Annotated in this window: 18 protein-coding genes and 1 pseudogene; 8 read left to right on the top strand and 11 right to left on the bottom strand. The window is 63.6% G+C overall.

The window, feature by feature from the left end:
- Position 1: 1 nt before the first annotated feature.
- The 6 genes from U4Y88_RS00855 to U4Y88_RS00830 all read right to left on the bottom strand — a co-directional run bounded on the left by U4Y88_RS00855 (position 2) and on the right by U4Y88_RS00830 (position 5,345).
- Positions 2–337, bottom strand: coding sequence for a Rieske (2Fe-2S) protein (locus U4Y88_RS00855; protein WP_321781601.1), 336 nt, complete (start codon positions 335–337; stop codon positions 2–4).
- A gap of 67 nt (positions 338–404) precedes the next feature.
- Positions 405–935 (bottom strand): RBBP9/YdeN family alpha/beta hydrolase, encoded by a 531-nt coding sequence (locus U4Y88_RS00850; RefSeq protein WP_405044935.1) that lies wholly within the window; start codon positions 933–935, stop codon positions 405–407.
- 49 nt (positions 936–984) lie between these two features.
- On the bottom strand, positions 985–1,833 hold the full coding sequence (locus tag U4Y88_RS00845) for a TauD/TfdA dioxygenase family protein (RefSeq protein WP_224011818.1): 849 nt from the start codon (positions 1,831–1,833) through the stop codon (positions 985–987).
- Between the two features lie 11 nt (positions 1,834–1,844).
- A complete protein-coding gene (locus U4Y88_RS00840) occupies positions 1,845–2,825 on the bottom strand; it encodes a quinone oxidoreductase (RefSeq protein ID WP_321781600.1) in 981 nt (326 codons plus the stop codon).
- A gap of 65 nt (positions 2,826–2,890) precedes the next feature.
- The gene (locus U4Y88_RS00835) at positions 2,891–4,201 is read right to left on the bottom strand and encodes an MFS transporter (protein WP_321781599.1); all 1,311 of its coding nucleotides are present in this window, start codon (positions 4,199–4,201) and stop codon (positions 2,891–2,893) included.
- An 88-nt stretch (positions 4,202–4,289) separates the two neighbouring features.
- Complete coding sequence (locus U4Y88_RS00830; protein ID WP_321781598.1) at positions 4,290–5,345, bottom strand: 3-keto-5-aminohexanoate cleavage protein; 1,056 nt, start codon at positions 5,343–5,345, stop codon at positions 4,290–4,292.
- Positions 5,346–5,616: 271 nt separating this feature from the next.
- Here U4Y88_RS00830 and U4Y88_RS00825 point away from each other — a divergent pair, with 271 nt between their 5' ends.
- On the top strand, positions 5,617–6,618 hold the full coding sequence (locus U4Y88_RS00825; protein ID WP_321781597.1) for an AraC family transcriptional regulator: 1,002 nt from the start codon (positions 5,617–5,619) through the stop codon (positions 6,616–6,618).
- A gap of 83 nt (positions 6,619–6,701) precedes the next feature.
- Here U4Y88_RS00825 and U4Y88_RS00820 read toward each other — a convergent pair whose 3' ends face one another.
- Positions 6,702–7,364 (bottom strand): hypothetical protein, encoded by a 663-nt coding sequence (locus U4Y88_RS00820; protein WP_321781596.1) that lies wholly within the window; start codon positions 7,362–7,364, stop codon positions 6,702–6,704.
- Between the two features lie 439 nt (positions 7,365–7,803).
- On the opposite strand from U4Y88_RS00820, the gene U4Y88_RS00815 reads away from it, so the two are divergent.
- Positions 7,804–8,478 (top strand): hypothetical protein, encoded by a 675-nt coding sequence (locus tag U4Y88_RS00815; RefSeq protein ID WP_321781595.1) that lies wholly within the window; start codon positions 7,804–7,806, stop codon positions 8,476–8,478.
- A gap of 256 nt (positions 8,479–8,734) precedes the next feature.
- Here the strand turns inward: U4Y88_RS00815 and U4Y88_RS00810 are convergent, their stop codons facing one another.
- The 3 genes from U4Y88_RS00810 to U4Y88_RS00800 form a co-directional block, all read right to left on the bottom strand.
- Positions 8,735–9,535 carry an SDR family NAD(P)-dependent oxidoreductase gene (locus U4Y88_RS00810; protein ID WP_310629916.1) on the bottom strand — a complete coding sequence of 267 codons (801 nt, stop codon included), beginning with the start codon at positions 9,533–9,535 and terminating at the stop codon, positions 8,735–8,737.
- Positions 9,536–9,589: 54 nt separating this feature from the next.
- Complete coding sequence (locus U4Y88_RS00805; protein ID WP_321781594.1) at positions 9,590–10,378, bottom strand: GNAT family N-acetyltransferase; 789 nt, start codon at positions 10,376–10,378, stop codon at positions 9,590–9,592.
- 65 nt (positions 10,379–10,443) lie between these two features.
- A complete protein-coding gene (locus U4Y88_RS00800; protein WP_321781593.1) occupies positions 10,444–11,355 on the bottom strand; it encodes a ketopantoate reductase family protein in 912 nt (303 codons plus the stop codon).
- On the opposite strand from U4Y88_RS00800, the gene U4Y88_RS00795 reads away from it, so the two are divergent.
- The 3 genes and pseudogenes from U4Y88_RS00795 to U4Y88_RS00785 all read left to right on the top strand — a co-directional run bounded on the left by U4Y88_RS00795 (position 11,354) and on the right by U4Y88_RS00785 (position 12,416).
- A complete protein-coding gene (locus tag U4Y88_RS00795; RefSeq protein WP_321781592.1) occupies positions 11,354–11,494 on the top strand; it encodes a hypothetical protein in 141 nt (46 codons plus the stop codon). The genes U4Y88_RS00800 and U4Y88_RS00795 overlap by 2 nt on opposite strands.
- Positions 11,495–11,539: 45 nt before the next feature.
- Positions 11,540–11,770 (top strand): annotated as a pseudogene (locus U4Y88_RS00790) (metallophosphoesterase); the annotation flags it as partial.
- 70 nt (positions 11,771–11,840) lie between these two features.
- Positions 11,841–12,416, top strand: coding sequence for an NADPH-dependent FMN reductase (locus U4Y88_RS00785; RefSeq protein WP_321781591.1), 576 nt, complete (start codon positions 11,841–11,843; stop codon positions 12,414–12,416).
- Here the strand turns inward: U4Y88_RS00785 and U4Y88_RS00780 are convergent.
- Positions 12,370–13,251, bottom strand: coding sequence for a LysR family transcriptional regulator (locus U4Y88_RS00780; RefSeq protein WP_310629912.1), 882 nt, complete (start codon positions 13,249–13,251; stop codon positions 12,370–12,372). The genes U4Y88_RS00785 and U4Y88_RS00780 overlap by 47 nt on opposite strands.
- A gap of 150 nt (positions 13,252–13,401) precedes the next feature.
- Between U4Y88_RS00780 and U4Y88_RS00775 the strand changes: the two genes are divergently transcribed.
- The 3 genes from U4Y88_RS00775 to U4Y88_RS00765 all read left to right on the top strand — a co-directional run bounded on the left by U4Y88_RS00775 (position 13,402) and on the right by U4Y88_RS00765 (position 16,216).
- The gene (locus U4Y88_RS00775) at positions 13,402–14,559 is read left to right on the top strand and encodes an alkene reductase (protein WP_321781590.1); all 1,158 of its coding nucleotides are present in this window, start codon (positions 13,402–13,404) and stop codon (positions 14,557–14,559) included.
- A gap of 45 nt (positions 14,560–14,604) precedes the next feature.
- A complete protein-coding gene (locus tag U4Y88_RS00770) occupies positions 14,605–15,273 on the top strand; it encodes a type 1 glutamine amidotransferase domain-containing protein (protein ID WP_321781589.1) in 669 nt (222 codons plus the stop codon).
- A gap of 199 nt (positions 15,274–15,472) precedes the next feature.
- Positions 15,473–16,216 carry an SDR family NAD(P)-dependent oxidoreductase gene (locus U4Y88_RS00765; RefSeq protein ID WP_224011805.1) on the top strand — a complete coding sequence of 248 codons (744 nt, stop codon included), beginning with the start codon at positions 15,473–15,475 and terminating at the stop codon, positions 16,214–16,216.
- Positions 16,217–16,275: the final 59 nt, after the last annotated feature.

The raw sequence follows: 16,275 nt of genomic DNA, 5'->3' as shown, positions 1-16,275 counted from the left end.
GCTAAGCCGCCGGGCCGGGCGCTACGGGGTCGTCGATGCAGACCCTCCATCTCCCGTCTACGGCCTCGACCGGGAACGTCGTCAGGCACAGTCCGCCAGCCCCCGCCATGCGGCCCGTGCGCAAGTCGAAACGCAGGCCATGCGCGGGACAGCGCAGCACGCTGCCTTCGAGCTGGCCTCCGGCCAGTGCTGCGCCGTTGTGGGGGCACGCGTTGTCGATGGCGCAGAGCGTGCCTTCGATATTGAAGATCGCAATGCTGCGCCCGTCGACGAAGGCCAATCTGCGCTCGCCCGGCGCGAGGCCGTCGAGTGTGCCGATCTGAATTTCACGTTGCATGCGCCCCACCTTTAATCAGCAATCCAAATTAAAAACCATATCGTCACGCCGTCAACGACGTGTGTTTTCAGACCAGTTCGTCGATCAGCAACTGCGCCATCGGCCAGTCGCCGAAACCCGAGGCCGGGTTCAGATGACCGACGTCGCCCAGGTCGACGAGACGGCTGCCCCAATCGTCCGCCATGGCCGACACGCGCTCGAACGACGCGAGCGGATCGTTGCGGCTCGCGCAGACGATGCTCGGAAACGGCAGCGCCTGTCGCGGCAGCGGATGCCAGCCATTGATGGCCAGCGCGTCCATCGCGGGATACCCGGCGGGCAACGGCGTTTCCAGATCGGCGGGCGCGGCGAACAGCGCGCCGTGAATCTGGCGGCGGCACCACTGCGCCCAGTGCACCGTGATCATCACGCCCGCACTATGCGCCACGAGAATCACCGGCCCTTCGATCTTCGCCAGCGCCGCGTCGAGCGCGGCCACGCGCGCCGCGCAGCCGAGCTTGTCGTGTTCGAGCGGCGGCACCGAAGCCGCCTTGGGCAGCTTGCGTTCGAGCAGCGTCTGCCAATGTTCGGCGACGTGATCGCGCAGCCCGGGGACCATCAGGATGGTCGGTGTCGTATCGACAGTCACGATGCACTCTCCCGCGCGCTCAGTAAGGCTTGTCGCCGATAATGCCCGCGCGCTCCATCTTGCGATGGCAAGGCGCGTAATCCATCACCGCGTAGTGCTGCGTGCTGCGGTTGTCCCAGATGGCGATGCTGTTCGGCTGCCAGCGCCAGCGCACCTGGTACTCTGGAATATAGGCCTGACTGACGAGATAACGCAGCAGATCGCCCGCGCCCGGATTCGCGTCCTGCCCGAAGCGCACGCGCTGCGCCGTGTGATAGTTGGTGAAATGCGTGGTGAACGCATTCACGAACAGCACCTTCTCGCCGGTTTCGGGATGCGTGCGCACGACCGGATGCTCCGCGTCGGGAAACTGCGCCTTCAGCGCGAGCCGCTTCTCGATCGGCATGGCGGCGCCGAAGCTCGCCTCGATGCTGTGCCGCGCGCGCAGGTCCGCGATCTGCGTCTTGATGTGCTCCGGCAGATTCTCGTAGGCGAGCACCATGTTGGCCCACATCGTGTCGCCGCCAACGGGCGGACATTCCACGCAACGCAGCACGGCGCCGAACTGCGGCGCTTCGCGCCAGGTCGCGTCCGAGTGCCACGCGTTTTCGTAGCGGTCGTTGGGCTGCTCCGGGTTCTTGTAGATGCGCACGAGGCCCGGATACTCCGGGTCGCTGCCCGCAACCGGATGATCCTCCAGTTCGCCGAAGCGCCGCGCGAAGGTCACGTGCTCGGCGCGCGTGATGTTCTGATCGCGCAGGAACAGCACGCGATGCTTGAGCAGCGCCGCGCGGATCTCGGCGAAGAGGCCGTCGTCGCGGATCGCATCGGCGAGATGCACGCCCGTCAGTTCGGCGCCGATCGCGCAGGTCAAAGGTTCGACTCGCACAACGTGCCTCCTCAGATAACGAAGACCGACGAGCCGGTCGTCTTGCGCGATTCGAGATCGCGATGCGCCTGCACGGCATCTTCCAGCGCGTAGCGCTGGTTCAACTCGATCTGGATACGGCCCGTGGCCACGTGCGCGAACAGCTCGTTGGCCAGCGCGTTCTTTTCCGCCGGATCGGCGATATAGTCGGCCAGCGCCGGGCGGGTCAAATACAGCGAACCCTTCATCGCGAGGATTTGCGGATTGAACGGCGCGATCGGGCCCGACGCCGTACCGACGCACACCATGAGTCCGCGACGCTTGAGTGAATCGAGCGAGCCTTCGAAAGTATCCTTGCCGACGCTGTCGAACACGACATCCACACCTATGCCATCGGTCAGCTCGCGCACGCGCTTCGCGACGTCCTCGCGGCTGTAGTCGATCACATGTTCGCAACCGTGTTGACGGGCCACTTCACCCTTGCGCGCATTCGACACCGTGCCGATCACCGTCAATCCGAGCAGCTTCGCCCATTGCGACACGATCAGGCCGACACCGCCGGCCGCCGCGTGCAGCAGAACGGACTGGCCCGGCTTGAAGTCGTGAATGCGGCGCAGCAGATATGCAGCGGTCAGGCCGCGCATGGTCATGCCCGCAGCCGTTTCGCACGCAATCGCATCGGGCAGCTTGATGAGCGCCGCGGCCGGAATCAGGCGTTCGGTGCTGTACGCGCCCAGCGTGTTCAGAAAGCCCGTGTAGGTGACGCGATCGCCAGCGGCAACGTGGGCCACATCGGGACCGACCGCCTCGACCACGCCCGCTGCCTCGACGCCCATGCCCGCAGGCAGCGGCACCGGATAGAGACCCGAGCGGAAATAGGTATCGGCGAAATTCAGGCCGACCGCTTCGTGGCGCAGACGCACCTGCCCAGGGCCGGGCTCACCGACTTCAACGGTCTCGTAACGCAAGACTTCAGGGCCACCGGTTTCATGGAAACGCACTGCTTTTGCCATGGAGAATCTCCTTTGCTTATCCAGATTACTTGTTCACTTCGCGGAGCGCCAGGCCGTCTGCCCGTTCAGGACGCGGCCTGCTCACGCAGGTTGTTCACGCGATCGAGGTCGGCGGCATAGCGGCGACGCCCGATATAAAACGCGATGGCGGCGGCCAGCGGCGCGAGCGGCACGATCTGCAGCGCGCCCAGCAGGCCGATCCGGTCGGCGACCATGCCGGTCAGGACCGCGGCCGGCGCGAGACCCAGCAGGTTGTTCGCAAGCGTCAGGGTCGCGAACGCCGACGCATGGATGGACGGCGGCGTGAGATTCGCGACCATCGCGCCCGACGGGCCCGTGGCACCGGCGCAGAAGAACATGCCGGCGGCGATCATGAGCAGCTGGGCAGGCCCGGCGGGCAGATGCAGACCGATCCCGAGCAGCACGAAGCAGAGCAGACAGCACACGATCGCCGTGGACCATTTGCGCACGGGCGCATGCTTGCCGAAGCGGTCGGCGAGATGCCCGCAGGTGACCATGCCGAGTGCGGTCGTCAGCACGAACAGCGCCGCGCCCATCGCCGCCTGGCCTGGCGCCATGCCGTAGTAGCGATTGAGGAAGCTCGGCATCCACGCCCACACCGCCGCCGGCACCAGCAGATGAATCCCGCTGCCGATATAGGCGCAGACCACGGACCTCGTCGAAAACAACTCGCGGAGCAGACTGCGCAGGCTCATCGTCGCGGGCGTGCGGCGGGTTGCGCGGCACGCCTGCAACGGCGCGAGGCGCTTTTCGGAGACCGCGATCCGGTAGATCACCAGCAGCAGGAACCCGAGGATCGCCATCGCGCCGAACGCCGCGCGCCAGCCGAGGTGCGCCGCGACGGCGCCACCCAGCGCCATGCCGAGCACCGAGCCGAACGCGCCGCCCGCCATGAATGCCGCCGTCACGGTGGCGCGCAGCCGCACCGGAAAGATGCTCAGCACCACCGCGACGCCCACGCTGCCATACGCCGCCTCGCCGATGCCGACAAACGCACGCGCCAGCAACATCTCGCCATAGTTGGCCGAGACCGCGCAGCCGAGCGTCGCGAGACTCCACATCGCGGCCATCAGGACGATGCTTCGCACCCGGCCCCAGCGATCGGCGAGCACCGAGAGCGGGAAGGTGAGCACGCCCACCATCAGCGCGACCACGCTGCTGAGCGATCCGAGGTGCGTGTCGGAGAGCTGCCAGGCGGACTTGAGTAGCGGAAATACCGCGTTGAGCACCTGCCGGGACATATAGTCGGAGAGCAACAATCCGACCGTCAACGCGAACACGACCCAGGCATAAGCCCGTACATCCGTCTGTCCCTTCGTCACTTCGCCCGCTGCGGGCTCCGCATGCGTGAGCATGTGTGTCTCCTTCATCTCGATCCGGCTCCGATGGAACCGGCCTTGCCCATCCTGGCGAGCCGCTGCGTCCGCGCGGCCGCCCGCTTCCTCAAGCCACGCGCAGCGGCAGATTCTTCACACCGGCTTCGCGGTTCGGCGCCATGCCGTTGGCCGCGAGCGTTTCGCCGATTGTTTGGTACTGCACACCAATCCGGTAGATCTCGCGCGCTTCCTTGCCCGTCGCGATCTCGCGGCCCAGTTCGTGCGCCACGCGCACGCACTGCTCGATCTGCTGCACCGAGGTCATGCGCTTGCCGTGCTGGTCGATGATCGTGTCTTCGATGCCGCAGCGCGGATGCAGCCCCATCGCCATTGCCATCATGTTGAACGGCAGCACGTTCTTCAACAACGATTCGGCAGTCAGCGTGCAGCCGTCCGGCGCGCGATGCACGAAGTTGAAGAAGTTGAACGGATTCGGCCCGTCGAAGCCGCCGCCGATGCCGATCCACGTGAGATTCAGCGGTCCCTTATAAGCGCCCTTGCGCACGAGGCGTTCGAGTGTCTCCAGCGCGTGGATGCCCGTGAGCTGGAAATGCGGCTGGATGCCCGAGGCCTGCAGGCGGCGCAGATGCTCCTCGACCCAGGCGGGACCGGCCGGCACCGTCATTTCACTATAGGCCGCCATGAACGCCGGATTGGCGAGCGACGTGCCAGCCAGATACTCGGGATAGAGCAGCTCCATGATGTTCATCTGCGTGGTATTGATCGCCACGGTCACCTGGTCCGGCTTCGGATCGAGATCGGCCAGCATGTGGCGCGTGTCGTCCGAGAGCCATTTCGCCGCTTGCCCATCGTCTTCGGGCGCGAACGAAATCGAGCCGCCCACCTGGATGATCATGTCCGGCACCACTTCACGCACGCCCGCGATAAGCTCGTTGAATTTCGACAGACGTTTGGAACCCTTGCCGTCGAGTTCGCGCACATGCAGATGCAGCACGGTTGCGCCGGCGTTGTAGCAGTCGACCGCCTTCTGGATCTGCTCCTCCATCGTCACTGGAATGTCTTCGGGAAAGTCCTCGGGCATCCACTCGGGACCATAGGGCGCCGTCGTGATGACAACCTTGCTCTGATTCTCGGGATGCAGCGAATCGTCTAGAAATTGCATCGTGTTCTCCGTGTTGGGTGGCGATATTCCGGTCACGGCGATCGGTTGATTACCCGAGTTGCGACCGGAAGATGACGAACTGATGAGATGGCACGATACGGCAATCCCGCACTATACTTTTGTGATAGCGCGCCATTGTTTTAGCTTTCGATGCCACCGGCGTTAAACCAGGCGTTAACACCGATCCCAACGAGCGCGCACGAATAAACGTTGATAAACATGGAGATACGGACGGCGAGGCGCAGTCCGTCCGCAGCACGGAGACACAACGATGGAGACAATGCTGCGCTCGGTCGCCCTGAGCGGGTATTTCGACGTGACGCGACGTGTGGGACTGAATCCCGTCGAACTGGCGAAACAGGTGGGGATCGATGCGGCGGCGCTCGCGAGCCCCGACGAACGCATTTCGGCAGCGGCTGCCTGCCGGCTGCTCGAACTCACGGCCGAACAGGCATCGTGCAGCACCTTTGCCTTGCAGATGGCGGAAACACGGCAGAAGTTCGGCACCGGCGTGGTCAATGTCCTGCTGGCGCACAAGCGCACGCTGCGCGAAGTGCTGCTCGCCACCGCCGAATACCGGCACCTGCTGAACGAGGCGCTCGCGGTGTTCGTCGAGGATGCCGGCGCAACCGTGACCATCCGCGAGGAAATGGTCGTCGAACCCGGCACGCCGACGAACCAGGCGATCGAACTCGCGGTCGGCGTGCTGGCGCGTCACTCCAGCGCGCTGCTCGGCGAACACTGGAAGCCGCGCTCAGTCCATTTCGTTCATCGCGGTCCCGCCAGCCTGACGTTTCATCGGCGATTCTTTGGGTGTCCTCTTGAATTCGGCAGCGACTTCAATGGCTTCGTCTGCGCAACCGCCGATCTCGACTACCCGAATCCCGCCGCCGATCCCGAACTGGTGCGATACGCCGAAAGCCTCGCCGACGCCCTGAACGTCTCGGGCGCGGACACGACCCCGCTCGAAGTCCGCAAGGCGATCTACCTGCTGCTTCCGCTGGAGCAGGCGACGGTCGAGTGTGTCGCCAGTCATTTGCATATGAGCGTGCGCACGATGCAGCGCCAACTCGAAGTGGCGCAAACCAGTTTCTCGCGTCTCGTGGAAGAAGTGCGCGGTGAACTCGCGGTGCGGTATATGAGCAATCCACGCTATCCGATCGGACGCGTGGCGGCCTTGCTGGGTTATTCCCAGCAGGGCTCGTTTACGAACTGGTTTAGTGGACGATTTGGTGAGACGCCGCGCGATTGGCGGCGGAGCCATCCGAAGTGATGGCTGACGGGGGCGTGCTGACGGCGACTGAAATGCGCCGCCCTCGCCCCCTGCGCTGCCACACTCATTCCCAACGACGTTGATCAAACCAGCGCGACGACCGCCACGACACCCGCGACGATCGTCCCGGCAGCCTTGAGGCCGTCCTCAACCTGTTTAAGCAGGATTCCCCAATCCCAGTTAACGTTCGCCGACCACTTCCAGTGAGACCCGGCACACAGCGCGGCCCAATGTGCATGGATCTGCGGGTTGTTTCCCGTCTGGTGCCAATCGCCGTCACGAGATCCCGATTCAAACGTGCCGTTGAGGTGAACCTTGGCCTCGAAACTGAAACCCGTGCCTTCGTTGTCGACGATGACCCAGGCAATTCCGGCGTCATAGGACGGAGCACCGGAGTCGTGAAAATGGCCCCAGAACTCGTAGTTTCCATTCTTGTAAAGACGAATCTCGGCCCAACCGCCTACCGGACATCCGTTGCTGAACGTTATCTGATTCGTCCTGAAGTCAAGCGATGCCGGGAGAGCATCCCAGATCGCCTGCTGTTGGGCTGCCTCGGCGGCCGCCTTGGCCGCTGCGGCGTCCCTCGCCTTCTCCGCAGCCTTTTCCCGGGCGATTTCCTGCATCTCCTTTAACTTCGCGAGTGTGGACGGTGACAGTTGAACGATCTGACTGTGCGGCCCCTTGAACATACTTTCACCAGAAACAAGTGCAGCGCCCGCCAGCCGTCTAGCTTGCAATGTTGACATTCTTATCTCCATTCGGACGTAACTAGTACGTGTAATCAAACACATCATCAGTAGTACGACTCAATTTACGGATGCCTTGTTTCCCGGGTAGGCGAGGCTAATTGTAGGAAAGTATTTTTCTTTGGAAAGAATTTATTAATACAATTGTCGGGAAATCAATCGGCAATTGCATCCCCTTGTGATCGCACGACGAGAGGCTTATTTAAATGGCTACCGCAGTCGGGAGAGAATCAGCCGAAGCAGGCTTTCAGATTCCGTGGAGAACATCGAACCGCTTCAATAGTTGCGCTGAAGTTGTCAAACGTGGAGTTGATCCTGATTTCCGGATTGGCCGAAATGGACCCGCGAATCGAGGGATATTTTTTTCCGTTATTACCTATCCTCTATGAAGCGGCGTTCTCTTGCGCGTTCGTCAGTTGCGCCGCGCAGGAGGTAGCACATGAATCCCAACGTCCCGACGGCACGGTTCCCTATACGTCTGCACCGGTATGGTCATGCTGCAGTCTTGTTCGCCTCCCTCATCACACCTATTTCCGCCCAGGAGCCCACTACGCCTGTTGCCGACGCACCGGTCTACCAGGTCGGTGACACGTGGACGTTTTCGACAGTCAAGGCGAACGGCGACCCCGGCGACACGACCGTACAGACAGTCATGGCAGTGAGTGGGAATCAGACGCGAATCGACGCGTCGAAAAACGGCGAGCCGCCCTACGAGGTCGATCTCAACAACCAGGGCGACATGTTTCGAAGCGGCGACACAACATGGGAACCCAGCATCGGATGGCTTAGCTTTCCGATGAGGGTCGGCAAGAGCTGGAGTTTCCACGATCTCAAGCGCACCCATTCGGCGATTGCAGACATCGCCGAGGATGTAAAGGTCGTGGCGTTCGAGCGTGTTCTGGTGCGCGCTGGAGCGTTTGACGCTTACAAGATCGTCATACGCGGCGTGTATGCAAAGCACCTTGGCGGTGGGCTAGCGGTGCAAATCCATTCGACCTACTGGTATGCGCCCAGCGTAAAGGCGATCGTCAAGTTCGAAACCGGTTGGACAAACTATCACAACGGTAATAGCGAAACCACCGTTGAAATGACCGCTTTTTCACTTGCACAGTGAGAAGCCGAACCGTCACGAGTCTGTACGGCAAAGGGCCAACGCGATCACGTCGCCACGTGTGCTTGATGGCGGCGTCGACTGTGAGCACCTCGCGCTACCCGAAACAAAGTGAGCATGCCGGACCGTCTGCAACGACCATTCCTCTGCGTTGGGTTAGATAAGATCCGTGATCTTTGCGGCAAGGATCGCCACTGTTGATACATCGAAGTCCCGCCCGGCGATCACCGGTCAACACCATACACTCACCGTCCCACACTCAAAACGCAGACCGAATCGTGCCGCCGTCGACCCGGATCGTCGCGCCGCTCACATAATCGGCATAAGGGCTCGCCAGATAGGCAACGGCCGCCGCGATCTCTTCCGGGCGGCCAAGACGGCCCACGTCGTTCGGCACCATATCGCGCACACAACCGCGCTCGATGTCCTCCCACGTCTCGCCCCATCCGTGCTGCGGCGCGATCTTCTCCAGCAGCGCCTTGACGGACGGCACGAGAATCGCGCCAGGCGCCACGATGTTCGAGGTCACGCCCGAGTCTTTGAGATCGCGCGCCAGCGACACCGCCAGATTGTGCCGCGCCGCCAGCGACGCGTTGTAATCGGGCTGCATGGGAACAGGCTGACCCGCGAGCCCGCCGCCGATCTGGATCACGCGCCCCCAGCCGCGCTCGCGCATCGCGGGCACGAGACGCTGGATCATGCGCACGGCGGACAGCACGTTGACCTCGTAGGTCTCGATCCATTTGTCGGGCGACGCCGTGACCCAGTTCAGATGGTGATAATAGCCAGCGTTGTTGACCAGAATATCGATCGCACCGCCTTCGCGCGATTGCGCGGCCACGGCGTCCGCTCCCGCGTCGGTGGCCAGATCGCCCAGCGCGATCTCGGCGTGGCCGCCCGCAGCCGTGATCGCTTCCACGACCGCGCTTGCACGATCGCCGCTGCGGCCGTGGACGATTACCGTCGCGCCTTCCGCCGCCAGCAGTTTCGCAATCGCCTCGCCGAGTCCGGCGGTCGAGCCCGTCACCAGCGCACGCTTGCCATTCAGTTGCAGATTCATGATGTTTTTACCTCATCGCATCAACGTTTATATGAGTGTGTCAATCGGCGTGCATCAGGGCGTCGCGTAGACCAGCCACGTTTCCGCAATCGAAAAGCCCATCGATTCATAAACGCCGCGTCCTGCGGGCGTGCAATGAAGAAAGGCGGTGTGAGCGTCCTGCAAATACGCGTCGCGCAGCACTGCGGCGGTTGCCGCGCGCGCGTAGCCGCGTCGCCGGTAGGCGGGTTGTGTCGATATGTTGAATACGCCCACGTGCCCATTTATCAGCACGCCGAACGATGTCGCAACGGCAGTTCCATTTTCTTCAACCAGATAAGCCGTCATGCCTTCGGCACCCAAAACAGCGGGCGCGCTGAAACCTCTGAAGACCTGTTCGGGCGCTTCGTAGCCGCAGGCCAGCGCGCGGTTATACACCTCGTGATCTTGCGGGGGAACACGCCGGATGCTGACCGCATCGGGCAGCGTCACGTTCGTTACGTCGGCATCCAGACGCCGCATCATGAACGGCAGAGCGAAGGACTGCGTCAGGCCGCAGCGCATCGCGATTGGCTCAATCGCAGCATCGCCACCCGTGCCGCGCGACTGAATGCTCCACGGAAGGCCCTTGTTGCCGAACGATGCAGCGAACGCGCTCAACTCGTCCACATCGGGCTCGCGCGTCGTGCTGATGACCGCGTTCAATACCGATACCGGCGTGCCGCTCACCATCGCTCGCGTGCCGTGCGGTCCTGCTTTTACGTCGCCGTCCGGTTGCAATCGGCAGAATGTTTCGATCGCGTCATGCCACGCGGCAACGGCGAGATCGATGGACTCGTTTGCGTAATTCATTGCGTTGCTCATATTCTCAACGTGTTATCTGATTGTGATAAAGACGATCATCGTGATTACTGAAGCGCGCAAAAAAATCAGCGCTCAAAATGACGTGCGTTCTTTTCTTCGAGTAACTTCACCAGCGTATGCAGCGTGCGATTCGCGGGCGTTGGAATACCCGCGATCTCGCCTCGCCGCACGATCGCGCCATTGAGAAAGTCGATCTCGCTAGATTTGCCGCGCGCCAGATCTTGCGCGGTGGACGAATATTGACCACCCGGAATCGTCGCTTCGATCTGCTCGACCATGCGCGCCGCGTCGTGCTCGAAGTGCACGCCTTCGGCGGCGGCCACAGCCAGGCATTCGGCGACCACTTCACGCATGGTGTCGCGCAGCGCGTCGCGATGCGCCATGGCGCCGAGCGGCAACTGCACGATCGCGGAAACCGCGTTATAGGCGCAGTTGAGAATGAGCTTTTGCCACAGCGTCGTTCGCACGTCCGCGGCGATTTCCGTGGGAATGCTGGCCGAACGCAGCACGCGCGCCAGGGCTTCGCTCTGAAGCGACGCTTCGATCGCCAGTTCGCCCCGGCCGTGATGCAGCAGATGACCGGGCCCGGCCATTTCGCTCGCGACATACACGGCCGCGCAAATCACGGGCTGCGCGAGGCGTTCGCGCAAGAGCGCGGCGTTGTCGACGCCGTTTTGCAGACTCACCACGATCGCATCCGGCGCGAGCATCGCGTCGAGCCCGCGAGCGGCTTCGGTAGTATCGGTCGACTTCACGCAGACGAACACGACATCGGCGTCGGCGGCGGCCTCGATATCGGTTGCGGCGCGCACGGGCAGCCGCATGTCGAACGATTGCGACTGAATGCGCAAACCGTCCTGATTCATCGCCGCGACATGCGCCGCCCGGCCAATCAAGACCACGTCATGACCATGGCGCGCGAGCATGCCGCCGAAATAACAGCCGACCGCGCCGGCGCCCAGTACCGCGAACCGCATGATGCCTCCCGTTATGCACGCCACTCTCAACCTCACCGAAACACGCGAGGCGGGCCGCTTATTCCATGCGGTGTTCGAGAACATCAGCGGCACGCTTACGATGGATGGCGCATTTCCCTTTTTATCGGCGTTGAAATGAGCCATTGCGTCAACGGCCCGAAACTGGCGACAATCCCCTCTCGCCCTTTACGATCCGGGCAGCGTCGGCCTTCAGGCTTACGCGGACGACCGGCCATTTCCGCATCGGATGGAAATGGGCTCGCCGCACGCGCGCTATGCCTTCGCCACGCTCACCGAGTCGGGCTGGATCGCGGAATGTCGCGCCGTGGCCTATGACTGGGACACCGCCTCGGCAATCGCGCAACAGAACGGACGACCCGATTGGGCGACGGCGCTGCGCAGCGGCTATTGCTGAATCACGGCCCGACCCGGCTTAACCGACCAGGCTCAACCGGCCCGACTTAACCGACCAGGAATTCGACAACATGAAGTTGCTGGCCATCTCCGGCAGTACGCGCCGCGAGTCCACCAATACCGCCTTGCTGATGGCGATGCAGGATTATTTGCCGCCAGGCGCCGAGTTGTCCGTCGTGGCGTGGCTCGACAAATTGCCGGTTTTTTCACCCGACGCCGAGCACGGCGCGCTGCCCGCCCCAGTGGCCCGATTCATCGAACTCGTCTCACGCGCCGACGGCATCATCATTTCCAGCCCCGAATACGTCCGCGCCCTGCCAGGCGGCCTCAAGAACGCCATCGACTGGATGGTTTCCCGATTCGAAGTGATCGGCAAACCCATCGCCATCGCGCATGCGTCACATCGCGGCGAAGACATGCTCGCCTCGCTGCGGCTCGTTCTCTCCACCATCAGCGACGGCTTTCTCGACTCCGCCTTTCTGCGCATTCCTCTGGTCGGAAAATCGCCGGAAGACGTCAAAACCGCGCTGCAAACGCCCGACAACGAAGCGGCCATCACGCAGTTTCTCGCCACTGTCGTCGCGTCGATTCGCTCGACCCTCACCCCTGCAACACCGGCCCCAGCTTTTCCACCAGAAAGTCGATAAATACCCGCACGCGCGCCGTCATATGGCGCTGATTGCTGAAAATCACGTGGATATCCTCGATATCGCCGGGGTTGTAATCCGCCAGCAATTCCACCAGCCGCCCGGAAGCCAGATCGTCCTTGATATGAAATAGGCCGAGGCGGCTGATGCCGAGCCCCGCGAGCGTCAGCTGGCGCATCGTCGCGCCGTTGTTGGTGAGAATGTCGCCGCGCACGGGAAAGTGAAACGTGCGCCCGTCGATGCGAAACGGCCATTCGTCCATCGAGCGTCGGAAATTGAAATTGAAGCAGCGGTGGCCCGCGAGATCCTCGGGCGCGCGCGGCACGCCGTGCGCCTCCAGATATCCCGGCGCGGCCACGACCGCGCGCCCCGTCGAACCGAGCTTGCGCGCGTGGAAATTCGCATCCGATAACGGCCCCGTGCGCACCGCGACGTCGACGCGTTCGCGCTGTAAATCCACCACCGCGTCCGTCAACGACAGATCCACGCGGATGCCCGGATAACGCGCCGTAAACAACGGCATCAGCGGCACGATGTAATGCGTGCCCATCGGAATCGACACGTTGATGCGCAGCGCGCCGTGCGGCGCCGTGATGCCTTCCGAAATGCCGTGCTCGGCTTCGTCGATGTCGTCGAGAATGCGCACGCAACTGTCGTAAAACAGCCGCCCTTCGTTGGTCACCGCGAGGTGCCGCGTGGAGCGCTGGAACAGCAGCACGCCAAGCCGTTCTTCGAGGCGGCTGATCACCTTGCTGACCGCCGACGGCGTCAGCTCCAGCGTCTTGCCCGCCGCCGAAAAACTGCCGGTTTCGACCACGCGCGTGAAGACCCGCATCTCTCCGCTTCGACTGTCCATGTCACCGCTTATTCGAGAATTAATTTCATAAATGATATTCCATTGCACCAGCTAGGAAAAGGAATGCACGGCGGCCACAATGGATGTCTCGAAGGCGCACGCACGCCGCAGCCAAGTACAGGAAGCCACATGACGACACTTTTCGACGCATACGATCTCGCGGGCCGACCGCTGCGCAACCGCGTGGCGATGGCGCCGATGACGCGCGCCCGCGCGCCGGGCCACGTGCCGAACGAGGAAACGGTCCGCTATTACGCGCAGCGCGCGAGCGCGGGCCTGATCGTCACCGAGGGCACGCCGATCAGTCCCGAAGGCAATGGTTTCGTCGATTGCCCCGGCATCTGGAACGATGCGCAGGTCGCCGCGTGGCGCCACGTCACCGATGCGGTGCACGATCTCGGCGGCACGATCTTCACGCAGATCTGGCACGTGGGCCGCATGAGCCACGTCTCGCTACAGCCGGGCGGCGCGGCGCCGGTCAGCTCAACGTCCGCGCAGGCGGCGAAGAGTTCCGCATTCGGTTACGACGACCACGGCCAGCCCGCGTTCGTGACGGCCAGCCAGCCGCACGCGCTGACGCTCGACGAGATCGCGCGCGTGATCGAGGACTTCGCGAACGCCGCGCAGAACGCCGTGGCCGCGGGCTTCGACGGCGTCGAGATTCACGGCGCGAACGGCTATCTGGTCGAGCAGTTCATCAACGGCGCGGTCAACGACCGCACGGACGCCTATGGCGGCGACAGCGTGGAAAACCGCGCGCGCTTCGCGCTCGCCGTGGTGGACGCCTGCATCGCGCGCATCGGCCGCGAGCGCGTCGGCATCCGGCTCTCGCCGTTTGGCCGCCTGCACGAACTCGGCGACTTCGAGGGCGAAGCGGAAACCTTCCTCTATCTCGCCCGCGAACTCGGCGCGCGCGGCATCGCCTACGTGCACATCATGGATCAGGCGAGCCGCGGCGCGCCCGCCATGCCGGCAGGTTTTCTCGAACGCTTCCGCGAGGCGTACCGTGGCACGCTGATCCTCGCGGGCGGCCTCGATTTCCAGAAGGCCAGCACGCTGATCGGCAATGGCACGATCGATCTCGCCGCGTTCGGCGCGCCCTATATCGCGAACCCGGACCTGGTCGAGCGCCTGCGCCACGGCTGGGCCATCGCGAAGGTCGATCAGCGCACGTACTACGGCGGCGATGCGCGCGGTTACACCGACTATCCGCATTACACGGGCGATGTTGCGGACGAACGCGCGGATGAACGCGCGGATGAACGCGCGCACGACGTCGTTGCCTGATTGTCCCCACACGCTGTCCCCACACTCACTCTTTCGCACATCGACATGAAACCGGTACTTATCGTCATGACCAGCCACGGCAGCAAAGGCGAAGGCGGCGACCCGACGGGCTTCTACCTCTCGGAAGTGACCCATCCGCTCGCCGTGCTCGAAGCCGCCGGCATCCCGGTCGAATTCGCCTCGATCCAGGGCGGCGAGCCGCCCGTGGACGGTCTCGATCTCGACGATCCGGTCAACGCGCGCTACTGGAACGACGCGCGTTTTCGCGCCGCGATTGCAGGCTCGACAGCGCTCGCCGATGTCGATGCGAGCACGCTTTCCGCGATCTTCTTCGCGGGCGGCCACGGCGCGATGTGGGACTTCCCGACGAGCGCGGCCGTCAACGACACAACCCGCGCGGTGTGGGAAGCGGGCGGCGTCGTGGGCGCGGTCTGCCACGGCCCGGCCGCGCTGGTCAACGTGACGCTCAGCGACGGCCGCTATCTGGTCGCGGGCCGCAAGGTCGCGGCGTTCACCGACGCCGAGGAAGAAGCGGTCGGGCTCACCGACGTCGTGCCGTTCCTGCTCTCCAGCACGCTCGCGCAGCGCGGCGCGCAAATGCAGCCCGGTGCGCAATGGACCTGCACCGTGGCCGTCGACGGCCAACTCGTGACCGGCCAGAACCCGCAGTCGGCGACCGGCGTGGGCGAAGCGATCCGCGATCTGCTCAAGTAAGCGGACGTATCGGCGATTCGATGCGGCGTGCGCGGCGCTGTTTCGCGCAGGCCGCAGGCGAGTGGGACTGGCGCGAGTCGCGCGCGACGGCGCGTCGCTGCGGGCATTGATCGATTGGCTGCGCGAGGAGCGCGGGTGACAGCCTCCGCCGAATCATCGACAATCGACGGCTGGCTCGCTCCAATCCCTCACTGCCCTCATGCAAACCACTCGACCTGTCGCCCTCGTCACGGGCTCGACTTCCGGCATCGGCGCCGCGATTGCGCGCCGTCTTTGCGCCGACGGTTATTCAGTTATCCTGCATTCCCGCAGTTCGGCGCAAGCCGGACACGCGATGGCGCGCGAACTCGAATCCGCCGCCTACGTGCAGGCCGATCTGGCGAACGATGCGGATCGAACCCGGCTCATCCGCGAAGCGGGCGCTGTCTGGGGCCGCCTCGATGTGCTGGTCAACAACGCGGGCATCAGCCGCGTGATTCCTCACGACGATCTCGCCGCCGCCACGCCCGATGTCTGGCAAGAAATGAACGAGGTCAACGTAGTCGCGCCGTTTCGCCTCGTCACCGAAGCGCTGCCGATGTTGCGCGAGGCCGCCGCGCGCGGCAAGGCGGGCTGCGTCGTCAACGTGAGTTCGCATGCGGGCGTGCGGCCCAAAGGCGCGTCGATTCCCTACGCGGCGAGCAAGGCGTCGCTGAATCACGTCACGCGCCTGCTCGCGCTCACGCTCGCGCCCGATGTGCGCGTGAACGCCGTCGCGCCGGGTCTCGTCGATACGCCGCTCACCGCGGAGTGGACACAGGCGCAGCAACTCTGGAGAGAACGCTCGCCGATGCGGCGCGCCGCCAGCCCCGAGGACATCGCTCAGGCGGTCGCCATGCTCGTTGCTTCGGATTATTTGACGGGCGAGATTCTGCTCTCGGATGGCGGGCTGAACCTCACCTGAGCGAAGCGCGACGACCGAAGCCGCGCGCTCGTTATTAACGCGACATTGACTCGCTACTG

This window comes from Paraburkholderia sp. J94 (assembly GCF_905220285.1).
In the GTDB taxonomy this organism is placed as follows: domain Bacteria; phylum Pseudomonadota; class Gammaproteobacteria; order Burkholderiales; family Burkholderiaceae; genus Paraburkholderia; species Paraburkholderia tropica_A.
This window is presented reverse-complemented; position numbering and strand designations above follow the sequence as displayed.

Bases quoted from the DNA above. Each gene is read 5' to 3' on its own strand.
- U4Y88_RS00855 (WP_321781601.1), bottom strand. From the start codon at position 337: ATGCAACGTGAAATTCAGATCGGCACACTCGACGGCCTCGCGCCGGGC.
- U4Y88_RS00850 (WP_405044935.1), bottom strand. From the start codon at position 935: ATGGTCCCCGGGCTGCGCGATCACGTCGCCGAACATTGGCAGACGCTG.
- U4Y88_RS00840 (WP_321781600.1), bottom strand. From the start codon at position 2,825: ATGGCAAAAGCAGTGCGTTTCCATGAAACCGGTGGCCCTGAAGTCTTG.
- U4Y88_RS00835 (WP_321781599.1), bottom strand. From the start codon at position 4,201: ATGCTCACGCATGCGGAGCCCGCAGCGGGCGAAGTGACGAAGGGACAG.
- U4Y88_RS00830 (WP_321781598.1), bottom strand. From the start codon at position 5,345: ATGCAATTTCTAGACGATTCGCTGCATCCCGAGAATCAGAGCAAGGTT.
- U4Y88_RS00825 (WP_321781597.1), top strand. From the start codon at position 5,617: ATGGAGACAATGCTGCGCTCGGTCGCCCTGAGCGGGTATTTCGACGTG.
- U4Y88_RS00820 (WP_321781596.1), bottom strand. From the start codon at position 7,364: ATGTCAACATTGCAAGCTAGACGGCTGGCGGGCGCTGCACTTGTTTCT.
- U4Y88_RS00815 (WP_321781595.1), top strand. From the start codon at position 7,804: ATGAATCCCAACGTCCCGACGGCACGGTTCCCTATACGTCTGCACCGG.
- U4Y88_RS00810 (WP_310629916.1), bottom strand. From the start codon at position 9,535: ATGAATCTGCAACTGAATGGCAAGCGTGCGCTGGTGACGGGCTCGACC.
- U4Y88_RS00805 (WP_321781594.1), bottom strand. From the start codon at position 10,378: ATGAGCAACGCAATGAATTACGCAAACGAGTCCATCGATCTCGCCGTT.
- U4Y88_RS00795 (WP_321781592.1), top strand. From the start codon at position 11,354: ATGATGCCTCCCGTTATGCACGCCACTCTCAACCTCACCGAAACACGC.
- U4Y88_RS00800 (WP_321781593.1), bottom strand. From the start codon at position 11,355: ATGCGGTTCGCGGTACTGGGCGCCGGCGCGGTCGGCTGTTATTTCGGC.
- U4Y88_RS00785 (WP_321781591.1), top strand. From the start codon at position 11,841: ATGAAGTTGCTGGCCATCTCCGGCAGTACGCGCCGCGAGTCCACCAAT.
- U4Y88_RS00780 (WP_310629912.1), bottom strand. From the start codon at position 13,251: ATGCGGGTCTTCACGCGCGTGGTCGAAACCGGCAGTTTTTCGGCGGCG.
- U4Y88_RS00775 (WP_321781590.1), top strand. From the start codon at position 13,402: ATGACGACACTTTTCGACGCATACGATCTCGCGGGCCGACCGCTGCGC.
- U4Y88_RS00770 (WP_321781589.1), top strand. From the start codon at position 14,605: ATGAAACCGGTACTTATCGTCATGACCAGCCACGGCAGCAAAGGCGAA.
- U4Y88_RS00765 (WP_224011805.1), top strand. From the start codon at position 15,473: ATGCAAACCACTCGACCTGTCGCCCTCGTCACGGGCTCGACTTCCGGC.